General features: G+C 65.8%; 15 protein-coding genes and 1 pseudogene. 5 read left to right on the top strand and 11 right to left on the bottom strand.

What is annotated here, in order from left to right; genetic code table 11:
* Positions 1-53: 53 nt before the first annotated feature.
* Both ABLE86_RS10130 and ABLE86_RS10125 read right to left on the bottom strand, forming a co-directional pair.
* Positions 54-1403: an EAL domain-containing protein gene (locus ABLE86_RS10130; RefSeq protein WP_348778826.1), complete on the bottom strand. Its 1350-nt coding sequence runs from the start codon at positions 1401-1403 to the stop codon at positions 54-56.
* A 123-nt stretch (positions 1404-1526) separates the two neighbouring features.
* The gene (locus tag ABLE86_RS10125) at positions 1527-3311 is read right to left on the bottom strand and encodes a GtrA family protein (protein ID WP_348778825.1); all 1785 of its coding nucleotides are present in this window, start codon (positions 3309-3311) and stop codon (positions 1527-1529) included.
* A gap of 135 nt (positions 3312-3446) precedes the next feature.
* On the opposite strand from ABLE86_RS10125, the gene ABLE86_RS10120 reads away from it, so the two are divergent.
* The 4 genes and pseudogenes from ABLE86_RS10120 to ABLE86_RS10105 all read left to right on the top strand — a co-directional run bounded on the left by ABLE86_RS10120 (position 3447) and on the right by ABLE86_RS10105 (position 8293).
* Complete coding sequence (locus ABLE86_RS10120) at positions 3447-4460, top strand: glycosyltransferase (protein WP_348778824.1); 1014 nt, start codon at positions 3447-3449, stop codon at positions 4458-4460.
* A 108-nt stretch (positions 4461-4568) separates the two neighbouring features.
* Positions 4569-5510 (top strand): glutathione synthase, encoded by a 942-nt coding sequence (gene gshB, locus ABLE86_RS10115; protein ID WP_348778823.1) that lies wholly within the window; start codon positions 4569-4571, stop codon positions 5508-5510.
* A 261-nt stretch (positions 5511-5771) separates the two neighbouring features.
* Positions 5772-7304: a YifB family Mg chelatase-like AAA ATPase gene (locus ABLE86_RS10110; RefSeq protein WP_348778822.1), complete on the top strand. Its 1533-nt coding sequence runs from the start codon at positions 5772-5774 to the stop codon at positions 7302-7304.
* 231 nt (positions 7305-7535) lie between these two features.
* Positions 7536-8293, top strand: a pseudogene (locus tag ABLE86_RS10105) (SDR family oxidoreductase).
* Between the two features lie 138 nt (positions 8294-8431).
* Here ABLE86_RS10105 and ABLE86_RS10100 read toward each other — a convergent pair.
* The 8 genes from ABLE86_RS10100 to dnaK all read right to left on the bottom strand — a co-directional run bounded on the left by ABLE86_RS10100 (position 8432) and on the right by dnaK (position 16460).
* A complete protein-coding gene (locus ABLE86_RS10100; RefSeq protein ID WP_348778821.1) occupies positions 8432-9052 on the bottom strand; it encodes a transglutaminase-like cysteine peptidase in 621 nt (206 codons plus the stop codon).
* Between the two features lie 183 nt (positions 9053-9235).
* Complete coding sequence (locus ABLE86_RS10095) at positions 9236-10510, bottom strand: polyhydroxyalkanoate depolymerase (protein ID WP_348778820.1); 1275 nt, start codon at positions 10508-10510, stop codon at positions 9236-9238.
* A gap of 245 nt (positions 10511-10755) precedes the next feature.
* A complete protein-coding gene (locus ABLE86_RS10090; protein WP_348778819.1) occupies positions 10756-11043 on the bottom strand; it encodes a DUF1330 domain-containing protein in 288 nt (95 codons plus the stop codon).
* Positions 11044-11119: 76 nt separating this feature from the next.
* Complete coding sequence (pyrF, locus tag ABLE86_RS10085; RefSeq protein WP_348778818.1) at positions 11120-11815, bottom strand: orotidine-5'-phosphate decarboxylase; 696 nt, start codon at positions 11813-11815, stop codon at positions 11120-11122.
* A complete protein-coding gene (locus ABLE86_RS10080) occupies positions 11815-12411 on the bottom strand; it encodes an NAD(P)H-dependent oxidoreductase (protein WP_348778817.1) in 597 nt (198 codons plus the stop codon). The genes pyrF and ABLE86_RS10080 overlap by 1 nt, the downstream gene beginning before the upstream one ends.
* A 61-nt stretch (positions 12412-12472) precedes the next feature.
* A complete protein-coding gene (gene pmtA / locus ABLE86_RS10075; protein ID WP_348778816.1) occupies positions 12473-13081 on the bottom strand; it encodes a phospholipid N-methyltransferase PmtA in 609 nt (202 codons plus the stop codon).
* A gap of 142 nt (positions 13082-13223) precedes the next feature.
* A complete protein-coding gene (gene dnaJ / locus ABLE86_RS10070; protein ID WP_348778815.1) occupies positions 13224-14345 on the bottom strand; it encodes a molecular chaperone DnaJ in 1122 nt (373 codons plus the stop codon).
* A 195-nt stretch (positions 14346-14540) separates the two neighbouring features.
* The gene (gene dnaK, locus ABLE86_RS10065; protein WP_348778814.1) at positions 14541-16460 is read right to left on the bottom strand and encodes a molecular chaperone DnaK; all 1920 of its coding nucleotides are present in this window, start codon (positions 16458-16460) and stop codon (positions 14541-14543) included.
* Positions 16461-16675: 215 nt separating this feature from the next.
* Between dnaK and ABLE86_RS10060 the strand changes: the two genes are divergently transcribed.
* Positions 16676-17773, top strand: a complete 1098-nt coding sequence (locus tag ABLE86_RS10060; RefSeq protein WP_348778813.1) for a zinc metalloprotease HtpX — start codon at positions 16676-16678, stop codon at positions 17771-17773.
* On the opposite strand, the gene ABLE86_RS10055 is transcribed toward ABLE86_RS10060, so the two are convergent.
* Positions 17774-18760, bottom strand: a complete 987-nt coding sequence (locus ABLE86_RS10055; RefSeq protein ID WP_348778812.1) for a Gfo/Idh/MocA family oxidoreductase — start codon at positions 18758-18760, stop codon at positions 17774-17776.
* Positions 18761-18770: the final 10 nt, after the last annotated feature.

Raw genomic sequence — 18770 nt, 5'->3', positions numbered from 1 at the left:
GCGCACGGAAAGCGCGGCGGACGGGCCGGCAGGCCCGCCGACGGCTCCTTGGCCTACACCGCTCCTACCCGTCTTGCGCCGCGAAACGCGTCGCGCAGATAGCCGAGCGTGGCATCGGCGTCGGCCGGCTTGCCGAACAGATAGCCCTGGCCGCCCAGGCAGCCGAACTCGACCAGGCGGTCGGCCTGCGCTTCCTCCTCGATGCCTTCGGCAACCACATCCATGCCCAGCCCCTCGCACATGGCGAGAATTGCCCGGATGATGTGCTCCGACGGCCGGTCCTCCAGGATGGACGAGACGAAGGCGCGATCGATCTTGAGCTTGTCGAACTGGAATTCGCGCAGCCGCCCGAGCGAAGACTGGCCGGTGCCGAAATCGTCGAGCGCCACCCGGATGCCGCAGCGGCGCAGGTCGCTGACGATCTTTTCGGCCGAGACCGGATCGGTCATCAGGCCGGTTTCGGTGATCTCGATCTCCAGCCGACGCGGGTCGAAGCCGGTGCGCTCGAGGATGGCCAGTATGTGCAGGCCGGTGTTCTGGTCGACGAGCTGCGAGGGCGAAAGGTTGAAGGACAGGAACAGGTCCTTGGGCCAGCTGCGGGCGGCCTCGGTGGCCTTGCGCAGCAAAAGCTGCGACAGCGGGCCGATGATGCCGCGCTCTTCGGCGATGGGAATGAAGACGGCCGGCGGCACGAAGCCGAGGTCCGGGTCGGTCCAGCGCGCCAGCGTCTCGAAACCGACGGTGCGTCGGGTCTTCAGGTCGACGATGGGCTGGAAATGCGGCTCCACCTCGCCGGCCGAGACCGCGCGCCGCAACGCCTGCTCGATGCGGGTCACGCGCTTGGCCGCTTCCTCCATCTCGCGCGTGTAGACCACGACGCGGCCGCGGCCTGACCGCTTGGCCTGGTAGAGCGCGGTTTCCGCCTTGTTGAGCAGGATTTCGGTGGTCTCGTCGCCGGAATAGAACAGCGAGCAGCCGACCGAGGCCGAAAGCCGGGCGGTTCTTTCGCCGACATCGTAGGGCGCCGACAGGATTTCGATCAGCATCTTGGCCTTTTCGGTCGCCGCTTCTTCCGAAAACACCATCGGGTAGAGGAAGGCGAATTCGTCGGCGCCGATGCGGGCGACGGTGGCCTGCCCCTCCATGGCAGCGCGCAGCCGCATGCCCACCTGGACCAGAATGTCGTCGCCGGCCCTGTGGCCGAACAGGTCGTTGATCGGCTTGAAGCCGTCGAGATCGAGGATGCCGACCGCAAACGGCGCCGGATCGTCGGCGCGGTCGCTGATCAGGCGATCGACCTTGTCGATGAAACGCCTGTGATTGCCCAGGCCGGTGAGCGGATCGGTGAAGGCAAGCTCGCTGCCTCCCCTGGTAGACCGGCTGATATTGAATGGCGGCTGCATTATTATTTCAGAGTCCCCTGCCTATTGCGCCGACAGTTGCAGAAAACCGTTTAGGAAAGGTATCTCCATTCGCCGGCAAAGAACCCCGAGCGCCAGCCAGAACCGGAGCACGGTTCGGGGCCCTCAATGATCGGGCCGCACGCGGTAGATTTCAAGCGGCTGGCCGGCGCTTTCGGGCAGCAATTCGAGCCAGCCCGGCACTGCGCCCTCCATCACGCCGGCCAGCAGGCTGACCGGCGCCTGTTCGGAAAGCAGCCGGCTTTCGGAATTGCCCCGGCACAGGGCGACAAGACCGACATGGTGACGTTCGACAATCCGCTCCGCCTCGGCGGGCGTTCCCATCAGCGCATCGAGCGCAAGCAGGTTGCCGGCGACGTTGCGATGATAGGGCCCTGAGAACACGTGGTGCCCGCTATAGGCCAGGATCGGCGAGCCGAGGTTGGAAATGGCAAGCACCATCGTGGCCGGCTGCGTGGCCAGCAGGGCGTAGTCGCTGGCGCGCGTGCAGCGGGACGCCGACGCGGCATCCGCGTCTGCAGTGCGGTTGCCTTCCACCGCCACGGATGCGGCAGCGGCCGCGCCGGTCCAGCTCGCATTGATCGACAAAAGCCACACCGCAACCATCCGCAGCGATACGCCCGGCGAGGAACTCGCCTCGGCGCGCGCGCGCCATCCCGCGATCCACGCTGACAGCGGAACCACGGCCAGGGAAATTGAAAAGGTGGAGCCGCGCACCTGCCAGATGCTGACCAGGAAGGAGACGGCCAGCACCGCGCCGACGAGGCTGTCTTCCCGGCGCCAGCCCCCTGCCCGCAGGCGCATCGCCATGAGCGCAAGCGCCAGGAGCGGCGTGGCATAGCGCGCGGCCAGCACGGCAGGATCTTCCGAAGCCAGCGCAAACAGGGACCGCGCCTCGGAGACATGGTCGAGCCAGAGGCTCGTCAGCCGCGGGTCGAGCCCGGCATAGGGCGAAGCCAGGCATTGCGGAAAGGCCAGCACCGCGGCCAGCGCCACCAAAAAGCCGACCAGGCCGAGCGCAAGCAAACGGCGGCCGAACGTGCCGGCGGCGGCGGGGATCGTGGTCACCAGCGCCAGCCCCAGGCCGGAGAGCGCGGCAAGCACAAACTGAACCACCGAGAACGCATCGCACTGCGCCTGCGCCCAGGCGGAGGGCGCGATGGTGGCGAAGAACACCGCCGTCGAGGCTGCCGCAAAGCCGAGGCCGAAATTCCTCGCAACCAGCCTTTCGTGCGCGGGGGCGAAAAGAAACAGCGCCGCCACGCATGTACCGACAGCCGCGACGACAGGTGCGGTTTCCATGCCGACCGCCAGCATGAGCGCCGCGCAGACGCCCGCCGGCAGCGCGGCGGCCCGTTCTTGTCTCGCCCGAAGGAGAAGATACAGGCAGGCGCAGGCCAGCAGCAGCTGGACATTGTGATGGTCGAGCGCTGCCGGCGCGAAAATACCGAGGAAGTACAGCGCCGAGCCGCCCAGCACTGCCGCGGGCAGCACCGCCTTCTCGCCGCCGAACAGCCGCGCCATGCGCAGGATGAAGAACAGCGTGAGCGCCAGGAGAAGGGTCGGCCAGACGACCTGCGCCACTGTTTCGGCGCCCGCCGGCGCCAGGCCCAGCGCCGACATGGCAAGCATGATTGCCGCGACGGGGGCATCGACGAGCCGCGACCAGTGCATGGCAAAGCCGCCTTCCGGCCCCATCCTGTACTGATGGGGGTCGAACCAGCCCTGCCCGGCGAGCAGGTCGCGGATCTGGACGAGGCGCAGCAGGCTGTCGTTGTCGCCGCCCAGATCGGACAGCGTCTTGAAGCCGGTGACGGCATGGACCGCAAGGACGATGAAGGTGGCCGCCAAGACAAGCAGCACGGCGCGCGCGCGGCCCGAAATACTCAAGCGCCTTTCAACATCCATTGCTTCGCCCACAAGTGAAACGGCTGCTTAAACCTAGCCTTAACGGCTTCAATAAATAGTAAAGCCAGACCGAGGGAGATCGGTCACTGTGCTGAGTACCGGACTTCGGAGACAGCGATGCCAAATAGCCTGCCGGATGACCTGACCATCGCAGTGCTGCTGCCCTGCTACAACGAGGAAAAGACGATCGGCGACGTGGTGACCCGCTTTCGCGAGACGCTGCCGGCCGCTGCGATCTATGTCTACGACAACAATTCGCGCGACCTGACGGCCCTGCTGGCGCGCGCGGCCGGCGCGATCGTGGTGCGCGAGCCGCGGCAGGGCAAGGGCAATGTGGTGCGGCGCATGTTCGCCGACATCGATGCCGACATCTACCTGATGGCCGATGGGGACGGCACCTATGCGCCCGAAGACGCGCCGCAGCTCATCAACACGCTGCTGACCGAAGGCTCGGACATGGTGGTCGGCACCAGACGCGGCGTGACCGACGATGCCGGGCGCGCGGGCCATGCCTTCGGAAACCGCATCTTCAACAGCCTCTACAAGTGGCTGTTCGGCCGGGACTTCACCGACATCTTCTCCGGCTACCGCGCCTTCACGCGGCGTTACGTGAAGAGCTTTCCGGCGGTTTCCGGCGGGTTCGAGATCGAGACGGAGATGTCGGTGCATGCCTCGCAGCTGAAGCTGCCGGTGAGCGAAATCGCGCTGGACTACGGCCGCCGGCCGGAAGGCTCGACCTCTAAGCTTTCCACCTATCGCGACGGCGCAAAAATCCTCTGGATGTTCGCCATGCTGATGAAGGAGACGCAGCCCTTGCGCTTCTTCGGCGCATTCGCCGCGCTGTTCATGGCCGCGGGCCTGGTGATGATGGCCCCGGTGCTGGTCGAGTTCTTCGAGACCGGCCTGGTGCCGCGACTGCCAACGTGGGTGCTTTCGGTGGCCTTGGTGCTGCAATCGCTGCTGATGGCGGTGGCCGGGCTGGTCCTCGACTCCGTGTCGCGCGGGCGCGCCGAGCAGAAGCGGCTGTTCTATCTCGGCATGGGCTCGGCGCGGGCCGCCGCACGGCTGCCCGTGCGCCTGGACGTGCCGCGGAATGCGCCGCGGCCGGCGAGGCCCCGCAAGGTGGCGTGAGCGACATATTCTTCGCCGCGTGCGGCGCGCGGCGGGATTGGCAGAAGGCCCCGCAGCCTATACATGCGCTGGTGAAAGCGCCCTCATGCCTTGCCGCCGGAGACCCTAATGCCGCTTAACGTCGCCATCCAGATGGACCACATCGCCACGATCTCGATCGCCGGCGACACTTCCTTTGCGCTCGCGCTGGAGGCGCAGCGGCGCGGCCACCGGCTCTATCACTACACGCCCGACAAGCTGTCGATGATCGGCGGCAAGGTGTTCGCGCGCATCGAGGAACTGCAGGTGCGCGACGAGAAGGGCAACCACTTCACGCTCGGCGAACCGCTGCGCACCGACCTGAGCGAGATGGACGTGGTGCTGCTGCGGCAGGACCCGCCCTTCGACATGAACTACATCACCACCACGCACATCCTCGAGCGCATCCACCCCAGGACGCTGGTGGTCAACGACCCGGCCTGGGTGCGCAACAGCCCGGAAAAGATCTTCGTCACCGAGTTTCCGGACCTGATGCCGGAGACGCTGATCACCAAGGACCCCGAGGAGGTCGACGCCTTCCGCAAGGAGCACGGCGACATCATCGTCAAGCCGCTCTACGGCAATGGCGGCGCCGGCATCTTCCACCTGCACGAGGCCGACCGCAACCTGGCCGCGCTGCTCGAGATGTTCCAGCAGATGTTCCGCGAGCCCTTCATCGTGCAGCGCTACCTGAAGGAAGTGCGCAAGGGCGACAAGCGCATCATCCTGATCGACGGCGAGCCGGTGGGCGCCATCAACCGCGTGCCGGCCGAGCACGACTCCCGCTCCAACATGCATGTCGGCGGACGCGCCGAGAAAACCGAACTTACCGAGCGCGAGCGCGAGATCTGCGCCCGCATCGGCCCTTCGCTGAGGCAACGCGGCTTCATCCTCGTCGGCATCGACGTGATCGGCGACTATCTCACCGAGATCAACGTGACCTCGCCCACCGGCGTGCGCGAGGTGAAGCGCTTTGGCGGCGCCGACATCGCCTCGCTGTTCTGGGACGCGGTGGAAGACAAGCGCCGCTGACGCCGGAGGGCGGATGTTCCGCCCGCGCAACCGGTCACAACCAACTTGCAATCCGTGCGACGGGCATGTTCCCGTCTTGTTCTTGCTTTGCCCTTGAAACTGTGGTTGTCTGACGCAACGTCACAGATCAGCCGGGCATTGCAGCGCCGGCGCCGGCCGGATGCGCTCGCGACGCTGCCATGACTGGAACGCCCCGGGAAGCGGCTTCCGCCACTTCTGGGGACCATGCGGAGGGGCAAGTCCGGCAGCGTTGGGGGCGGCATGGTTTCGCGCGTGCGCACGGTTGCATTCCAGGGCATCGAGGCGGTGCCCGTCGACGTGCAGGTGATGATCGCTCCCGGCAAGATGGGCATGCACATTGTCGGGCTGCCCGACAAGGCGGTGGCCGAAAGCCGCGAGCGGGTGCAGGCGGCGCTGCATGCCTCCGGGCTGTCGATGCCGCCCAAGAAGGTCACCGTCAATCTCGCCCCGGCGGACCTGCCCAAGGAAGGCAGCCACTACGACCTGCCGATCGCGCTGGGGCTGATGGCAGCACTTGGCGCGGTTCCCGGCGACGCGCTCGGCGGCTATGTCGTGCTCGGCGAATTGTCGCTCGACGGAACCATCGCAGCCGTTTCCGGCGCGCTACCGGCCGCGATGGGGGCCAATGCCGAGGGCAAGGGCCTGATCTGCCCCGCCGCCTCCGGCCCCGAAGCCGCCTGGGCGGGCGCGGACATCGACATTCTGGCGCCGCGCAGCCTGATTGCCATCGCCAACCATTTTCGCGGTACCCAGGTGCTGGCGCGGCCGGAGGCAAGCATTCGCGCGGCCGCCACCGGCCTGCCCGACCTCGCCGACGTCAAGGGCCAGGAGAGCGCCCGGCGCGCGCTGGAGGTGGCGGCAGCCGGCGGCCACAACCTCTTGATGGTCGGGCCGCCCGGCTCGGGAAAATCCATGCTGGCGCAGCGCTTGCCCTCCATCCTGCCGCCGCTCTCTCCGAAGGAACTGCTGGAAGTGTCGATGATCGCCTCGATGGCCGGCGAACTGGCGGACGGCAAGCTGACCGACCGGCGACCCTTCCGCGCGCCGCATCATTCGGCCTCCATGGCGGCCATGGTCGGCGGCGGCTTGCGGGTGAAGCCCGGCGAGGTATCGCTGGCGCATAACGGCGTGCTGTTCCTCGACGAACTGCCCGAATTCACGCCGCAGGTGCTGGATTCGCTGCGCCAGCCGTTGGAGACCGGCGAATGCGTGATCGCCCGCGCCAACCACCGCGTCGCCTATCCGGCCCGCATCCAGCTGGTGGCGGCGATGAACCCGTGCCGCTGCGGCATGGCCGGCGAGCCCGGCTATCGCTGCGCGCGAGGGGTCCGCTGCCAGGCCGACTACCAGGCGCGCATTTCGGGCCCGCTGCTCGACCGCATCGACCTGCGCATCGAGGTGCCGGCGGTTTCGGCCAGCGACCTGATTAGGCCCGGCGCTGCCGAGGCAAGTGCTGCGGTGGCGGCGCGGGTGGGGATGGCCCGCACCATGCAGCAGGAGCGGTTCACGCGCATCGGCGCCACGGCGGGACAGACCAACGCGCACTGCCCCACCGCGCTCATCGAGGAGATCGCGGCACCCGACGCCGCCGGCCTGTCGCTGCTGCGCGACGCCAGCGAGAAACTCGGCTTTTCGGCCCGCGCCTATCACCGGGTGCTGAAGGTGGCGCGCACGCTGGCCGACCTCGACGGCAGCGACGCGGTTGGCCGCATCCACCTGGCCGAGGCGATTTCCTACCGGGTGGCCGGCGAGCGCATGGTGCAGGCGGCGTAGGGGACGAGATCTCCGGCGTCGCCAATCCCGACGACTTGCCCGCCTCTCCTCCTGCAAGGGCCGCCGACGGTGGGAAGCGGCCGAACCGCAATTTGCCGTAGCCGCGCAGGTCCTGGGCAAAGCTGCCTTTGGCCATTCAACGCTGCATACCGCCGGTTGCATAAATCGGGTGGCCGCGCCCTCTGCCGCGCCGCTAGACAGCCATGACGCAATGATCAGGAGAGACACGTCGTGGAACTGGAAAGCAAGACTATCATCGTCACCGGCGCGAGCAGTGGGATCGGCGCAGCGGCGGCTCGGCTGTTCGCGTCCGAAGGGGCCAATGTGGTTCTCGGCGCGCGCCGATTCGGGGAGCTTGAGGCCCTCGCGCAAACGATCAATCAAGCCGGTGGCAGCGCTGTGCTTTTGGCCGGCGACGTAAAGGATGAGGGCTACGCCGATGCTCTTGTCGACCTTGCGATAAAGGAGTTCGGCAGGTTGAACGGTGCATTCAACAATGTCGGCATCGTGGGTGAGATGCAGCCTGTCCCGGATATGAGCATCGGCAACTGGACCGATGTAATTTCGGTCAATCTGACCGGCGCCTTCGTGGCCGCCAAGGCACAAATTCCTGCGATGAAGGCGCGCGGTCGAGGTTCGATCGTCTTTACCTCATCATTTGTAGGTTTCAGCAACGGTGGTATGCCGGGCATGGGAGCCTATGCGGCATCCAAGGCGGGATTGATCGGCTTGACGCAGTCGCTGGCATCGGACCATGCCCACGAGGGTATACGGTCAATGCGCTACTGCCGGGTGGTACGATCACGCCAAGCGGCGGTGAAGGGAATCCGGCCGCTTTGGAGTTCATTGCCAGCTTGCATCCCATGAAGGGGATGGCGAGTCCCAAGGAGATTGCGCAGGCAGCCTTGTTCCTCCTTTCTGATCGATCCAGCTTCATGACCGGGAGTCCGATGATCGCAGATGGCGGAATGTCGGTTCGGCTGACATGACAACCACACGGACGTCCTCCGAATTTGACATGACCGCCGTTCGGAGGGCGGCGTAGACGGAGCATCATGCCGTTGCCTGTGGCGGCAACCCGTCTCTGGCGACGTGCGGGAGGGTCGAGGACGACCGCGCCCTCCCCGCTACCGCACGGAGCCGACCAGCGGAGCCTGGCCTTCGCGGATGGTGACCCAGTGCCCGGTGTGATTGCTGGCCTGGCGCTTCAGGAAGCGATAGCCGGTGTCGTCCCACGGCAGCACGGCATCCGTCAGGTTGTCCAGGATGAAATCGCCCTGGTCGGTGCGCACGGTCAGCACGGCATGGCCCTCGCCATCCGACTTGCGCACTACGGTGATCAGCAGATTGGAAGGCGAGACGCCGTTTTGCATCAGCATGCGGCGCTTTTCGAGCACATAGTCCTCGCAGTCGCCGACGGCATTGTCGGGATAGGCCCAGACCTCTTCCTTGCCGTAGATTTCCAGGTCGCTCATCGGCGTGATGGCGTGGTTGACGCTGACATTGAGCGAGACGAGCAGTTTCCACAACGCGCCGGTCAGTTCGGCCGGCGCGGTGTCACGCGAGCGGATGCTGCATTCGTCCGGATTGGCCTTGCAGAATTCGTAATGCCCGATGGGCTGCGAGGTCAGGCCGCCGGTGGCCATGGGCGCAGCCCAGGCGTGGCCGCCGCACCAGCCGCCCACCACCAGCCCGCTCAAAACCGCCGCACGCCGCAACGTGCGCCACGCCATTGGAAAGGAGTTCATACCCCCGGCCCCGCCTGCCCTTCATTGTTAACAAAACGTTAAGGGCCGGGTGCGAGCGATGTCAATTAACGGCGGCAGCTGTTTGTGGGGATGGTTAACGAGGCCGGCGCGGCGCGACGATTCTGCAACAGCTTCCGCACGCGTCATCCAGTGGCCACCCGGATGCGGCGGGAAGCGCGGCGGCTAGGCCTTTGTGCGGACCAAGCGGGGCTTGGGGCGGGTTTGCTGCCGGCACGCGTTGCGGGCCATGAAGTCGAGGATGCGCGGCGCGATCTCGGCCCGGAAGCGCGAGCCGTTGAACACGCCATAGTGCCCGACCTTGGGCTGCATGTAGTGCTGGCGCATGTTGTCGGGGATGTTCACGCACAGGTCGTGCGCGGCCTGGGTCTGGCCGATGCCGGAAATGTCGTCGTTCTCGCCTTCGACGGTCAGCAGCGCCACATTGCGGATGGCGGCCGGGTCGACAGGGTTCCCGCGATGCATCATCCGGCCCGTGGGCAGCAGGTGGCGCACGAAGACGGTGTCCACGGTCTCGAGATAGAACTCTGCCGTCAGATCCATCACCGCCAGATATTCGTCATAGAAGTCGCGGTGCTTGTCGGCCCCGTCGCCGTCGTTCTTCACCAGATGCATGAAGAAGTCCTTGTGGGCGATGAGGTGCCGGTCGAGATTCATGCCCATGAAGCCGGAGAGCTGCAGGAAGCCGGGATAGACGTCGCGCGCGAAGCCGGGCGCCGGCCAGGGAACCTGCATGACGACATTGTCGCGGAACCAGTCGGTGCCCTTTTCCCCGGCCAGCAAGTTGACGGCCGTGGGGTTGCGCCTCGTGTCGATGGGGCCGCCCATCAGCGTCATGCTGGCCGGAGCGAAGGCGTCGCCGCGCGCTTCCATCAGCGCCACGGCCGCCAGCACCGGCACCGAAGGCTGGCACACCGCCATGACGTGGGTGTCCGGTCCCAGCGCGTGCAGCATGTCGATGACGTAGTCGACATAGTCGTCGAGATCGAACCGGCCTTGCGAGAGCGGCACCATGCGCGCATCGGCCCAGTCGGTAATGTAGACATCGGCATGCGGCAGCATCGCTTCCACCGTGCCGCGCAGCAGGGTGGCATAGTGCCCCGACATTGGCGCCACGATCAGCAGCCTGGGGTCGGGGCGGCGTGCGGCGGGCAGATCGCGCTCGAAATGCAACAGGTTGCAGAAGGGCCGCGACCACACGACCTTCTCCTCCACCGCCACGACTCTGCCGTCGACCGTGGTGTGCGGCAGCGCGAAGGCCGGCTTGCCATAACGGCGCGTGGTGCGCTCGAACAGTTCGGCCGCGGCCGCGACCGAACGCCCCCATGGCGTGGTGGACAGCGGATTGAGCGGGTTCGAGCAGAACAGCTTGACCGCGTCGGCATAGGCCCGGACGGGCTGCAGCGCGGCATGATTCATTTCGTAGAGTTGGTAGAACATCGAAACCCTTACCCGGCGGCGGCAGACTGCACCGGCCGAAAGCCCGCTTCGCTACGCAGCAAAATTAGCGGAGATTTGCTGCGGCGCAATATATCACTTGGCGCGGAACATGCCCCGACTTTCGTACCGAATGTTGAAAAAATATTGTCGGCAGATGCCATAATTGGAGAAAAAAGGGATCGCCGCCCGGCGCGCGGCCGGTTTTCCGAACGGATTCGGGTGTGAAATGCGCGGCGTTCAGGCCCTCACGCGCCTTCGACCAGCACGATCTCGCCATCGGCGTATTTCTGGCGGATGGCCTTGGCTGCCTGATATTCGGGCGAGTTGTAGCAGTCGCGCGCAGCCTCGAGCGAAGGGAACTCGATGACCACGTTGCGGGCGCGGCCGGGGCCTTCCACAGCCTCATGCGCGCCGCCTCTGGCGAGGAAATTGGCCCCGAAGCGCTCGAAGGCCGGCCTGGCGGTGGCCACATAGTCCTTGTAGCCCTCCGGGTCGCGCACATCGACCCGAGCGATCCAGTATCCCTTCGCCATCAGCCTGCTCCTCCGTTCGGGCCATGTCTTCCGGCTGCCGCCGGGCCCGATCCGCTTCCCATGCCGGATACAAAAGTCAGGCGGCCGCCATCTCGTCGAGAATAGCCTGCGCTGCCGCCCGCCTGTCAACCGCACCAACGATCGGTCGCGCGACGACGAGATGGCTGGAGCCGTTGCGCATTGCATCGGCCGGCGTCACCACGCGCTTCTGGTCGCCCCGCTCGGCGCCGGCGGGACGGATGCCCGGCGTCACCACCGCCAGTTCCGGGCCGACGACGCGGCGCACCGCGCCGGCTTCGGCCGCCGAGCAGACGATGCCGCCCATGCCGGCGGCCCGCGCCTGTTCGGCCCGGCGCAGCACCAGCGTCTGCGGATCGTACTGGTAGCCGGCGTCGATCAGGTCCTGCGCATCCATGGACGTCAGCACCGTGACGCCGAGCAGGCAGAGGTCGCTGCCCCTGGCGGCTTCCACGGCCGCGCGCATCGCCTTCGGGTAGGCGTGCAGGGTGAGCATGGACACGCCCATCCTGACGATGTTTTCCACGCCCTTGGCCACCGTGTTGTCGATGTCGAGCAGCTTCATGTCCAGGAAGACCTTGGTGCCGCCGCTGGCCAGCTCGCGGGCAAAGTCCAACCCGCCGGCGAAGGCGAGCTGGTAGCCGATCTTGTAGAAGCAGGTCACGCCGTCGAGCTCGCGCACCACGGCTTCGGCTTCCTTCACGGTAGGCACGTCCAGGCCGACGATGAGACGGTCGCGCATCTGAGCAGGCATCAGGCTTCCACCCGCGTCGAAAGCATGCGGGCCCGTTCGATCAGGGTGCGGGCGACGAGTTCCATTCTGTGGCGCAGCTGCTCATCCTTGAACTCGCCGTTTTCGTCGAAGGCGTCCTGCGCCCGCGGTACGGAGCATTGCGGCGTGATGATCTCGACCTGGCAGTTCATCAGCACGGAGCGCAGATGGTAGAGGCCGCGCGCGCCGGCGAAATTGCCGTTGGATGAGGAGCACAGCGCCGCCACCTTGCCGGCATAGGGGTGGAAGGGCACACCGCCATCCTTGCGGATGCGGCTGACCCAGTCGATGGCGTTCTTGAGCAGCGGCGGGATGGAGGAGTTGTATTCGGGGCTGGCGATGAGGAACCCGTCATGCGCGGCGATCTGGCGGCCAAGGCGCATGGCGTTCTCGGGGATGCCCTTCTCCTTCTCCAGGTCCTGATCCATGATCGGCAGCGGATAGTCGGCCAGCGAGATGCGGGTGACTTCGGCGCCTTGCAGCGCCAGTTCGCGTTCGGCCGCATCGGCGGTCTGGCCGCTATAGGCGCCGGTGCGGATCGATCCGGCAAAGACGAGAATTCGGGCGGTCATCGGCATCTCCTGTTCGCTCCCGGTATAGGGAAACCGGCGCGCGAATCAACCGCCCGCCAGGCACGCGTCAGCCGTGGGCCACGCGGCGATAGACCCAGAGCTGGGCCGGAGGGATGTTGCGGATGACGAAGTCGAAATGCTCTACCGTATATTCGCCGCGCCGCGCCGGCACAGGCGACAGCGGACCATAGGTGATCTGCACCACCGGCCGGCCCAGCGGCAGGCGGTCGAGCAGGTCGTTGATGTATAGAACCCGCTTTTCGGCAGGGATGTTCAGGAGCGGCACGGCCGAAATGGCGCAATCGAACTGCTGGCCGGCATTCTCGCCCAGCGTGCGGTCGAGATCGAAGGCATCGCCCTGGATGACGTTCACGCCCGGAAAGGCGCGGCGCATATGCTCGGCGAACTCGCGGGAATATTCCACCGCGAAGAGCTTTTCCGGCGCCACGCCCCGGCCGAGAATGGCGCGACTGACGACGCCAGTGCCCGGCCCGAGCTCGAGCACCGGCAGGCCGGAGGCGGGGTTGACCACCGATGCCATCCTGCGGGCGGTGACGGAGCTTGTGGGAATGATGGCGCCGACTGCTTTCGGCTTGTCCATCCATCCCTTGAAGAAGCGCAATTCGTCGTCGAACTTGGTCGCGAGCGATTTGCGCAAACCAGAACCAGTTGCCATCGGCATTGTCTCCTGCGATTCGCCCCCGAACCGTCGCCTTACGTAGCGGCAGCCACCCTGCGCACGCAAGGCAAAATAGGGCCGATCGGCACGAAACCAATAGCGCGCGGCGCAGGGCCCTTCCGCGGAAAGGCCCTGGCTTTCATTCACCGAAGGATTCGAAAAAGTCCTTCATGCGCGTGAAGAACCCGCTGGATTGCGGGTGGTTCTCGGTCGAAGAGAGCCGCTCGAACTCTTCCAGGAGCTCGCGCTGGCGCTTGCTGAGGTTCTGCGGCGTCTCGACCACCGTCTGGATGTAGAGGTCGCCGATGGCTGACTGGCGCAGCACCGGCATGCCCTTGCCCTTGAGGCGGAACTGGCGGCCGCTCTGCGTGCCTTCCGGCACCTTCACGCGGGTCTGCGTGCCGTCCAGCGTCGCCACCTCGAACGAGCCGCCGAGGGTGGCGGTGGTCATAGAAATCGGCACCTTGCAGTAGAGATCGGCGCCGTCGCGCTGGAAGAACTCGTGCGGCTTGACCGACAGGAAGATGTAGAGGTCGCCCGGAGGGCCGCCGCGCAGGCCGGCCTCGCCCTCATTGGCGAGCCTGATGCGCGTGCCGTCCTCGATGCCGGACGGAATGTTGACCGAAAGCGTGCGCTCTTCGGTGACGCGGCCCTGGCCCGAGCACTTCTGGCAGGGGTCCTTGATGGTGGTGCCGCGGCCGTGGCACTGCGGGCAGGTGCGCTCGATGGAGAAGAAGCCTTGGCTGGCGCGCACGCGGCCGGAACCGGAGCACATCGAGCAGGTGACCGGCTGCGTGCCCGGCCTGGCGCCCGAGCCGGAGCACTCGTCGCAGGAGATGGAGGTCGGCACGCGGATCTGCGCGGTCTTGCCGGTAAACGCCTCCTCGAGCGAGATTTCCATGTTGTAGCGCAGGTCGGCGCCGCGCTCGCGGCCGGAGGAGCGGCGGCGCCCGCCGCCCATCATCTCGCCGAAAATATCCTCGAAAATGTCCGAGAAGCCGCCGGCACCGAAACCGTGGCCGCCGCCCATGCCGCCATTCTCGAATGCCGCGTGGCCGAAACGATCATAGGCCGCGCGCTTCTGCGGGTCCTTCAGCGTTTCGTAGGCTTCGTTGATTTCCTTGAACTTGTGTTCGCAGGCTTCGTCACCCGGATTGCGATCGGGGTGGAACTTCATCGCCAGCTTGCGGAAGGCGCTCTTCAGCTCCTTCTCGTCGGCGCTCCTGTCGACGCCCAGAGTTTCGTAAAAATCAGCTTTCATCTTGCTCCGCGACCCGGATGTTCAATGTCTTGATGCATCGCTTCGTCCGTTACTTCGGCGCTGGCATCCGATTTAGTAAGCCTTGAGCGCCGATACCAGAGTTACAATGCTTCGCAACGTGGATTTTCCGCCGGACTTGCAAAAAGGCCCGGCAAAATCGCGCCGGGCCCCCTTGTAGCAAACGGGTCACGCCTGTCAGGCGGACTTCTTCTTGTCGTCGTCTTCGTTGATTTCCTCGAAGTCGGCATCGACAACGTCGGCACCATCCTTCGCGGCTGCCGCCGCTGCATCGGCGCCGGCCGCTTCCTGCTGCTGCGCCTCGTACATGGCTTGGCCAAGCTTCATCGCGGCTTCGGCCAGCGCCTGGCTCTTGGCATTGATCGCCTCGACGTCATCGCCCTCGGCGGCCGTCTTCAGCGCGGCGATCGCATCCGAAATCGCGGTACGGTCGGCCTCGGAGACCTTGTCGCCATAATCCTTGAGCGACTTCTCCGACGAATGCACGAGCGACTCGGCCTGGTTGCGGGCCTCGACCAGCGCGCGGCGCTGCTTGTCGGCCTCGGCATTGGCCTCGGCGTCCTTGACCATCTTCTCGATGTCGGCGTCGGACAGGCCGCCGGAGGCCTGGATACGGATCTGGTGCTCCTTGCCGGTGCCCTTGTCCTTGGCCGAGACGTTGACGATGCCGTTGGCATCGATGTCGAAGGTGACCTCGATCTGCGGCACGCCGCGCGGAGCCGGCGGAATGCCGACCAGGTCGAACTGGCCGAGCAGCTTGTTGTCGGCCGCCATTTCGCGCTCGCCCTGGAAGACGCGGATCGTCACGGCCGACTGCGAATCCTCGGCGGTCGAGAAGACCTGGCTCTTCTTGGTCGGGATGGTGGTGTTGCGCTCGATGAGGCGCGTGAACACGCCGCCCAGCGTCTCGATGCCCAGCGACAGCGGGGTCACGTCGAGCAGCAGCACGTCCTTGACGTCGCCCTGCAGCACGCCGGCCTGGATGGCTGCGCCCATGGCGACGACCTCGTCGGGGTTGACGCCCTTGTGCGGCTCCTTGCCGAAGAACTGCTTCACCACTTCCTGGATCTTGGGCATGCGGGTCATGCCGCCGACCAGGACCACCTCGTCGATCTCGCCAGCCTTGAGGCCGGCATCCTTCAGCGCCGCCTTGCAGGGCTCGACGGTGCGCTGGACCAGATCGTCCACCAGCTGCTCGAACTTGGCGCGGGTGAGCTTCATGGCCAGGTGCTTCGGGCCGGTCTGATCGGCCGTGATGAAGGGCAGGTTGATTTCGGTCTGCGAAGCCGACGACAGCTCGATCTTGGCCTTTTCAGCGGCCTCCTTGAGGCGCTGCAGCGCAAGCTTGTCGCCGCGCAGGTCGATGCCCTGCTCCTTCTTGAACTCGTCGGCCAGGTACTCGACCAGGCGCATGTCGAAGTCTTCGCCGCCGAGGAAGGTGTCGCCATTGGTCGACTTCACCTCGAACACGCCGTCGCCGATCTCCAGCACGGAAATGTCGAAGGTGCCGCCGCCAAGGTCATACACGGCGATGGTCTTGCCTTCGTTCTTGTCGAGGCCATAGGCCAGCGCGGCAGCGGTCGGCTCGTTGATGATGCGCAGGACCTCGAGGCCGGCGATGCGGCCGGCGTCCTTGGTGGCCTGGCGCTGGGCGTCGTTGAAATAGGCCGGAACGGTGATGACCGCCTTCTCGACCTTCTCGCCGAGATAGGATTCCGCCGTCTCCTTCATCTTCTGAAGGATCATCGCCGAGATCTGCGACGGCGACAGCTTCTTGCCGCCGGCCTCGACCCAGGCGTCGCCATTGTCGCCCTTGACGATGTGATAGGGCACCAGCTTCTTGTCCTTCTCGGTCACCGGGTCGTCATAGCGACGGCCGATCAGGCGCTTCACTGCAAAAATCGTGTTTTCGGGGTTCGTTACCGCCTGGCGCTTGGCCGGCTGCCCCACCAGCCGTTCATCGCCATCCGTGAAAGCGACGATGGAAGGGGTCGTGCGCGCGCCTTCCGCATTTTCAATAACCTTGGCGTCCTTGCCGTCCATGACGGCGACGCAGGAATTCGTCGTTCCGAGGTCGATACCGATTACTTTTGCCATGTCGTTCTCTCCACTTAGCAAGCTGCCAGGACCCATCAGGCGTTCCGGCGGCAGCCCCTTGGTTCACAAGAAATTTTCGCTGGCTTTGCCTGTACCTGCGGCAGCTCCGGCGATCTTGGGGGTATATAAGAACAGGCGTCACACTGCGCAAGCGCCCTCGAAGCCACCTCCGGCGCGGGATTGGGCAATTCGGTCGGCAGCACCATATGTGTCGCATGGACCGCAATTACACGCTCGACCTCGTCGCGCAGCGCCGCAAGCGCATGGCCAACATGCTGCACACCTGGCTGCTTGGCGCGGCGGCGCTGTTCCTTCTTGCCATAACGGCATGGGCTTTCGCCGGCTCTTCAGGGCTGGTTTTCGCGCTTCTGGTTGGCACCGTGTCCATGGCCGCCATGCGGCGGGTCAGCCCGCAGCTGGTGCTTGCCATGTACAAGGCAAGCCCCGTTTCGCCCGAAACCTTTCCGACGGGGCTGCGTATAGTGGCCGAGCTGTCGCGGCGGGCGGGCCTGCCCAACACGCCGAAGCTGCATGTGATTCCCTCGCAGATCATGAACGCCTTCGCGGTCGGCCAACGCGAGGATTCCGCCATCGCGATCACCGACGCGCTGGCGCGCAAGCTTTCCGCACGCGAGCTGGCGGGGGTGCTGGCCCACGAGATGAGCCACATCGCTAACGAGGACGTGAAGGTGATGGCCTTCGCGGACATGGTGTCGCGCTTCACCTCGGTCATGTCGACGGTGGGACTTTTTTCGCTTTTCCTCAACATCGGCGGCGCCGTCGGCGGCTCCGGCCACCACGTTCCGTGGCTCGGCGTGCTGGTCCTGATGGCCGCGCCCACCGTCGGCGGCCTGTTGCAGATGGCGCTGTCGCGCACGCGCGAGTTCGATGCCGATCTGGGCGCCGTCATGCTGACCGGAGACCCGGACGGACTTGCTTCCGCTCTTACCAGGCTTGAAACGGCCCAGGGCCGGCGCTGGGAAAACTTGCTTCTGCCCGGCGGGCGCCTGCCCGACCCTTCGGTGCTGCGCAGCCATCCGCGCACGGAGGACCGTATTTCGCGGCTTATGGCGCTGAAGGCCGCCAACAGATCCGGTGCGCCTTTCGTGCTGTTCGAGGCGCCGCGTCCGCGGATATCGACCGTTCCGCACATCCGGCCCTCGCATGGGCCTTATTTCGGCGGACCGTTCCATCCGCTCTTCGCCATGGAGCAGCCGCCGCAGGCCGGCGATGCGCCTGCCAGCGACGTGCCGCTCAACCCACCAAGGGGCCGCCCGCGCATCCGCCCGACGCGCGGCGGCGTCTATTGGTGATCAGACCTTTTCCCAGCCCTCATGCTCTCCGGCGCGGAAGATCGCGTCGATGACCTTCTGGTTGAGCACCGAATTCTCCAGCGAAAACACCGGCTCCCCGCTTCCTTGCGCCGCGCGCGCGAAAGCCTCGACCTGCAGCCGGTATTGCCGAGTTCCGGGGAAACGGAACACCGTCGCCTCATTGCGCCGCTGGTCGTGCAGCTCGACCCGGTGGTGGTCGTAGTCGCCGGCATTGAACGGCGCATGCACTTCGATGAAACCCTTTTCGCCATGGAAGAGCATGGACTGGCGCAGCGCCATCTGCGTGGAGCAATAGAAGCTCAGCTCGAAATCGCCGAAATCAGCCTTGACCGAGGAATAGATGTCGGTGCCGAAGACCTTGTCGCGCTCGATGGTCGCCTGAATGCGCAGCGGCTCCCTGCCCGAGGCCAGCCGGGTCGTCACCGTCGGATAGACGCCAATGTCGGGCAGCGCGCCGCCGCCCAGCGCAAGCTGGTTGCGCATGTTGCCGGGGTCGACATTGTAGTAGCTGAAGGCGCCCTGCACGTGCCGCAGCCGGCCGATGGCGCCATCAGCGATCAGCTCGCGCACCTTGCGCCACTGCGGATGGTAAAACACCATGAAGGCTTCGCTGATCAGCACCTTTTGCCGGTCGCGTATTTCGATCAGCGGGGCGATGTCCTCGGCCTTCAGCGCCAGCGGCTTTTCCACCAGCACATGCTTCCCGGCCTCGGCCGCCTTCGCCGCCCATTCGACATGCTGCGACGTGGGCAGCGGAATATAGACCCCGTCGACCGTATCCGAGGCCAGAAGCTCCTCATAGGAGCCGAAGGCATGCGGCGCGCCGAAACGGTCGGCCAGCGCACGCGCCTTGCCAGCATCGCGGCTGGCAATCGCCGCAACCACGCCATTTTCCGCATCGGCGATCGCCGGCAGCACCTGGTCGCGCGCGATCTTGGCCGTGGACAGAACTCCCCACCGTAACATTTTTTGACTC

It is taken from the genome of Mesorhizobium sp. KR2-14, assembly GCF_040049255.1.
Classification (GTDB): domain Bacteria; phylum Pseudomonadota; class Alphaproteobacteria; order Rhizobiales; family Rhizobiaceae; genus Pseudaminobacter.
The sequence above is the reverse complement of the archived record's forward strand: the minus strand, read 5'-3'. Positions and strand labels throughout refer to the sequence as shown.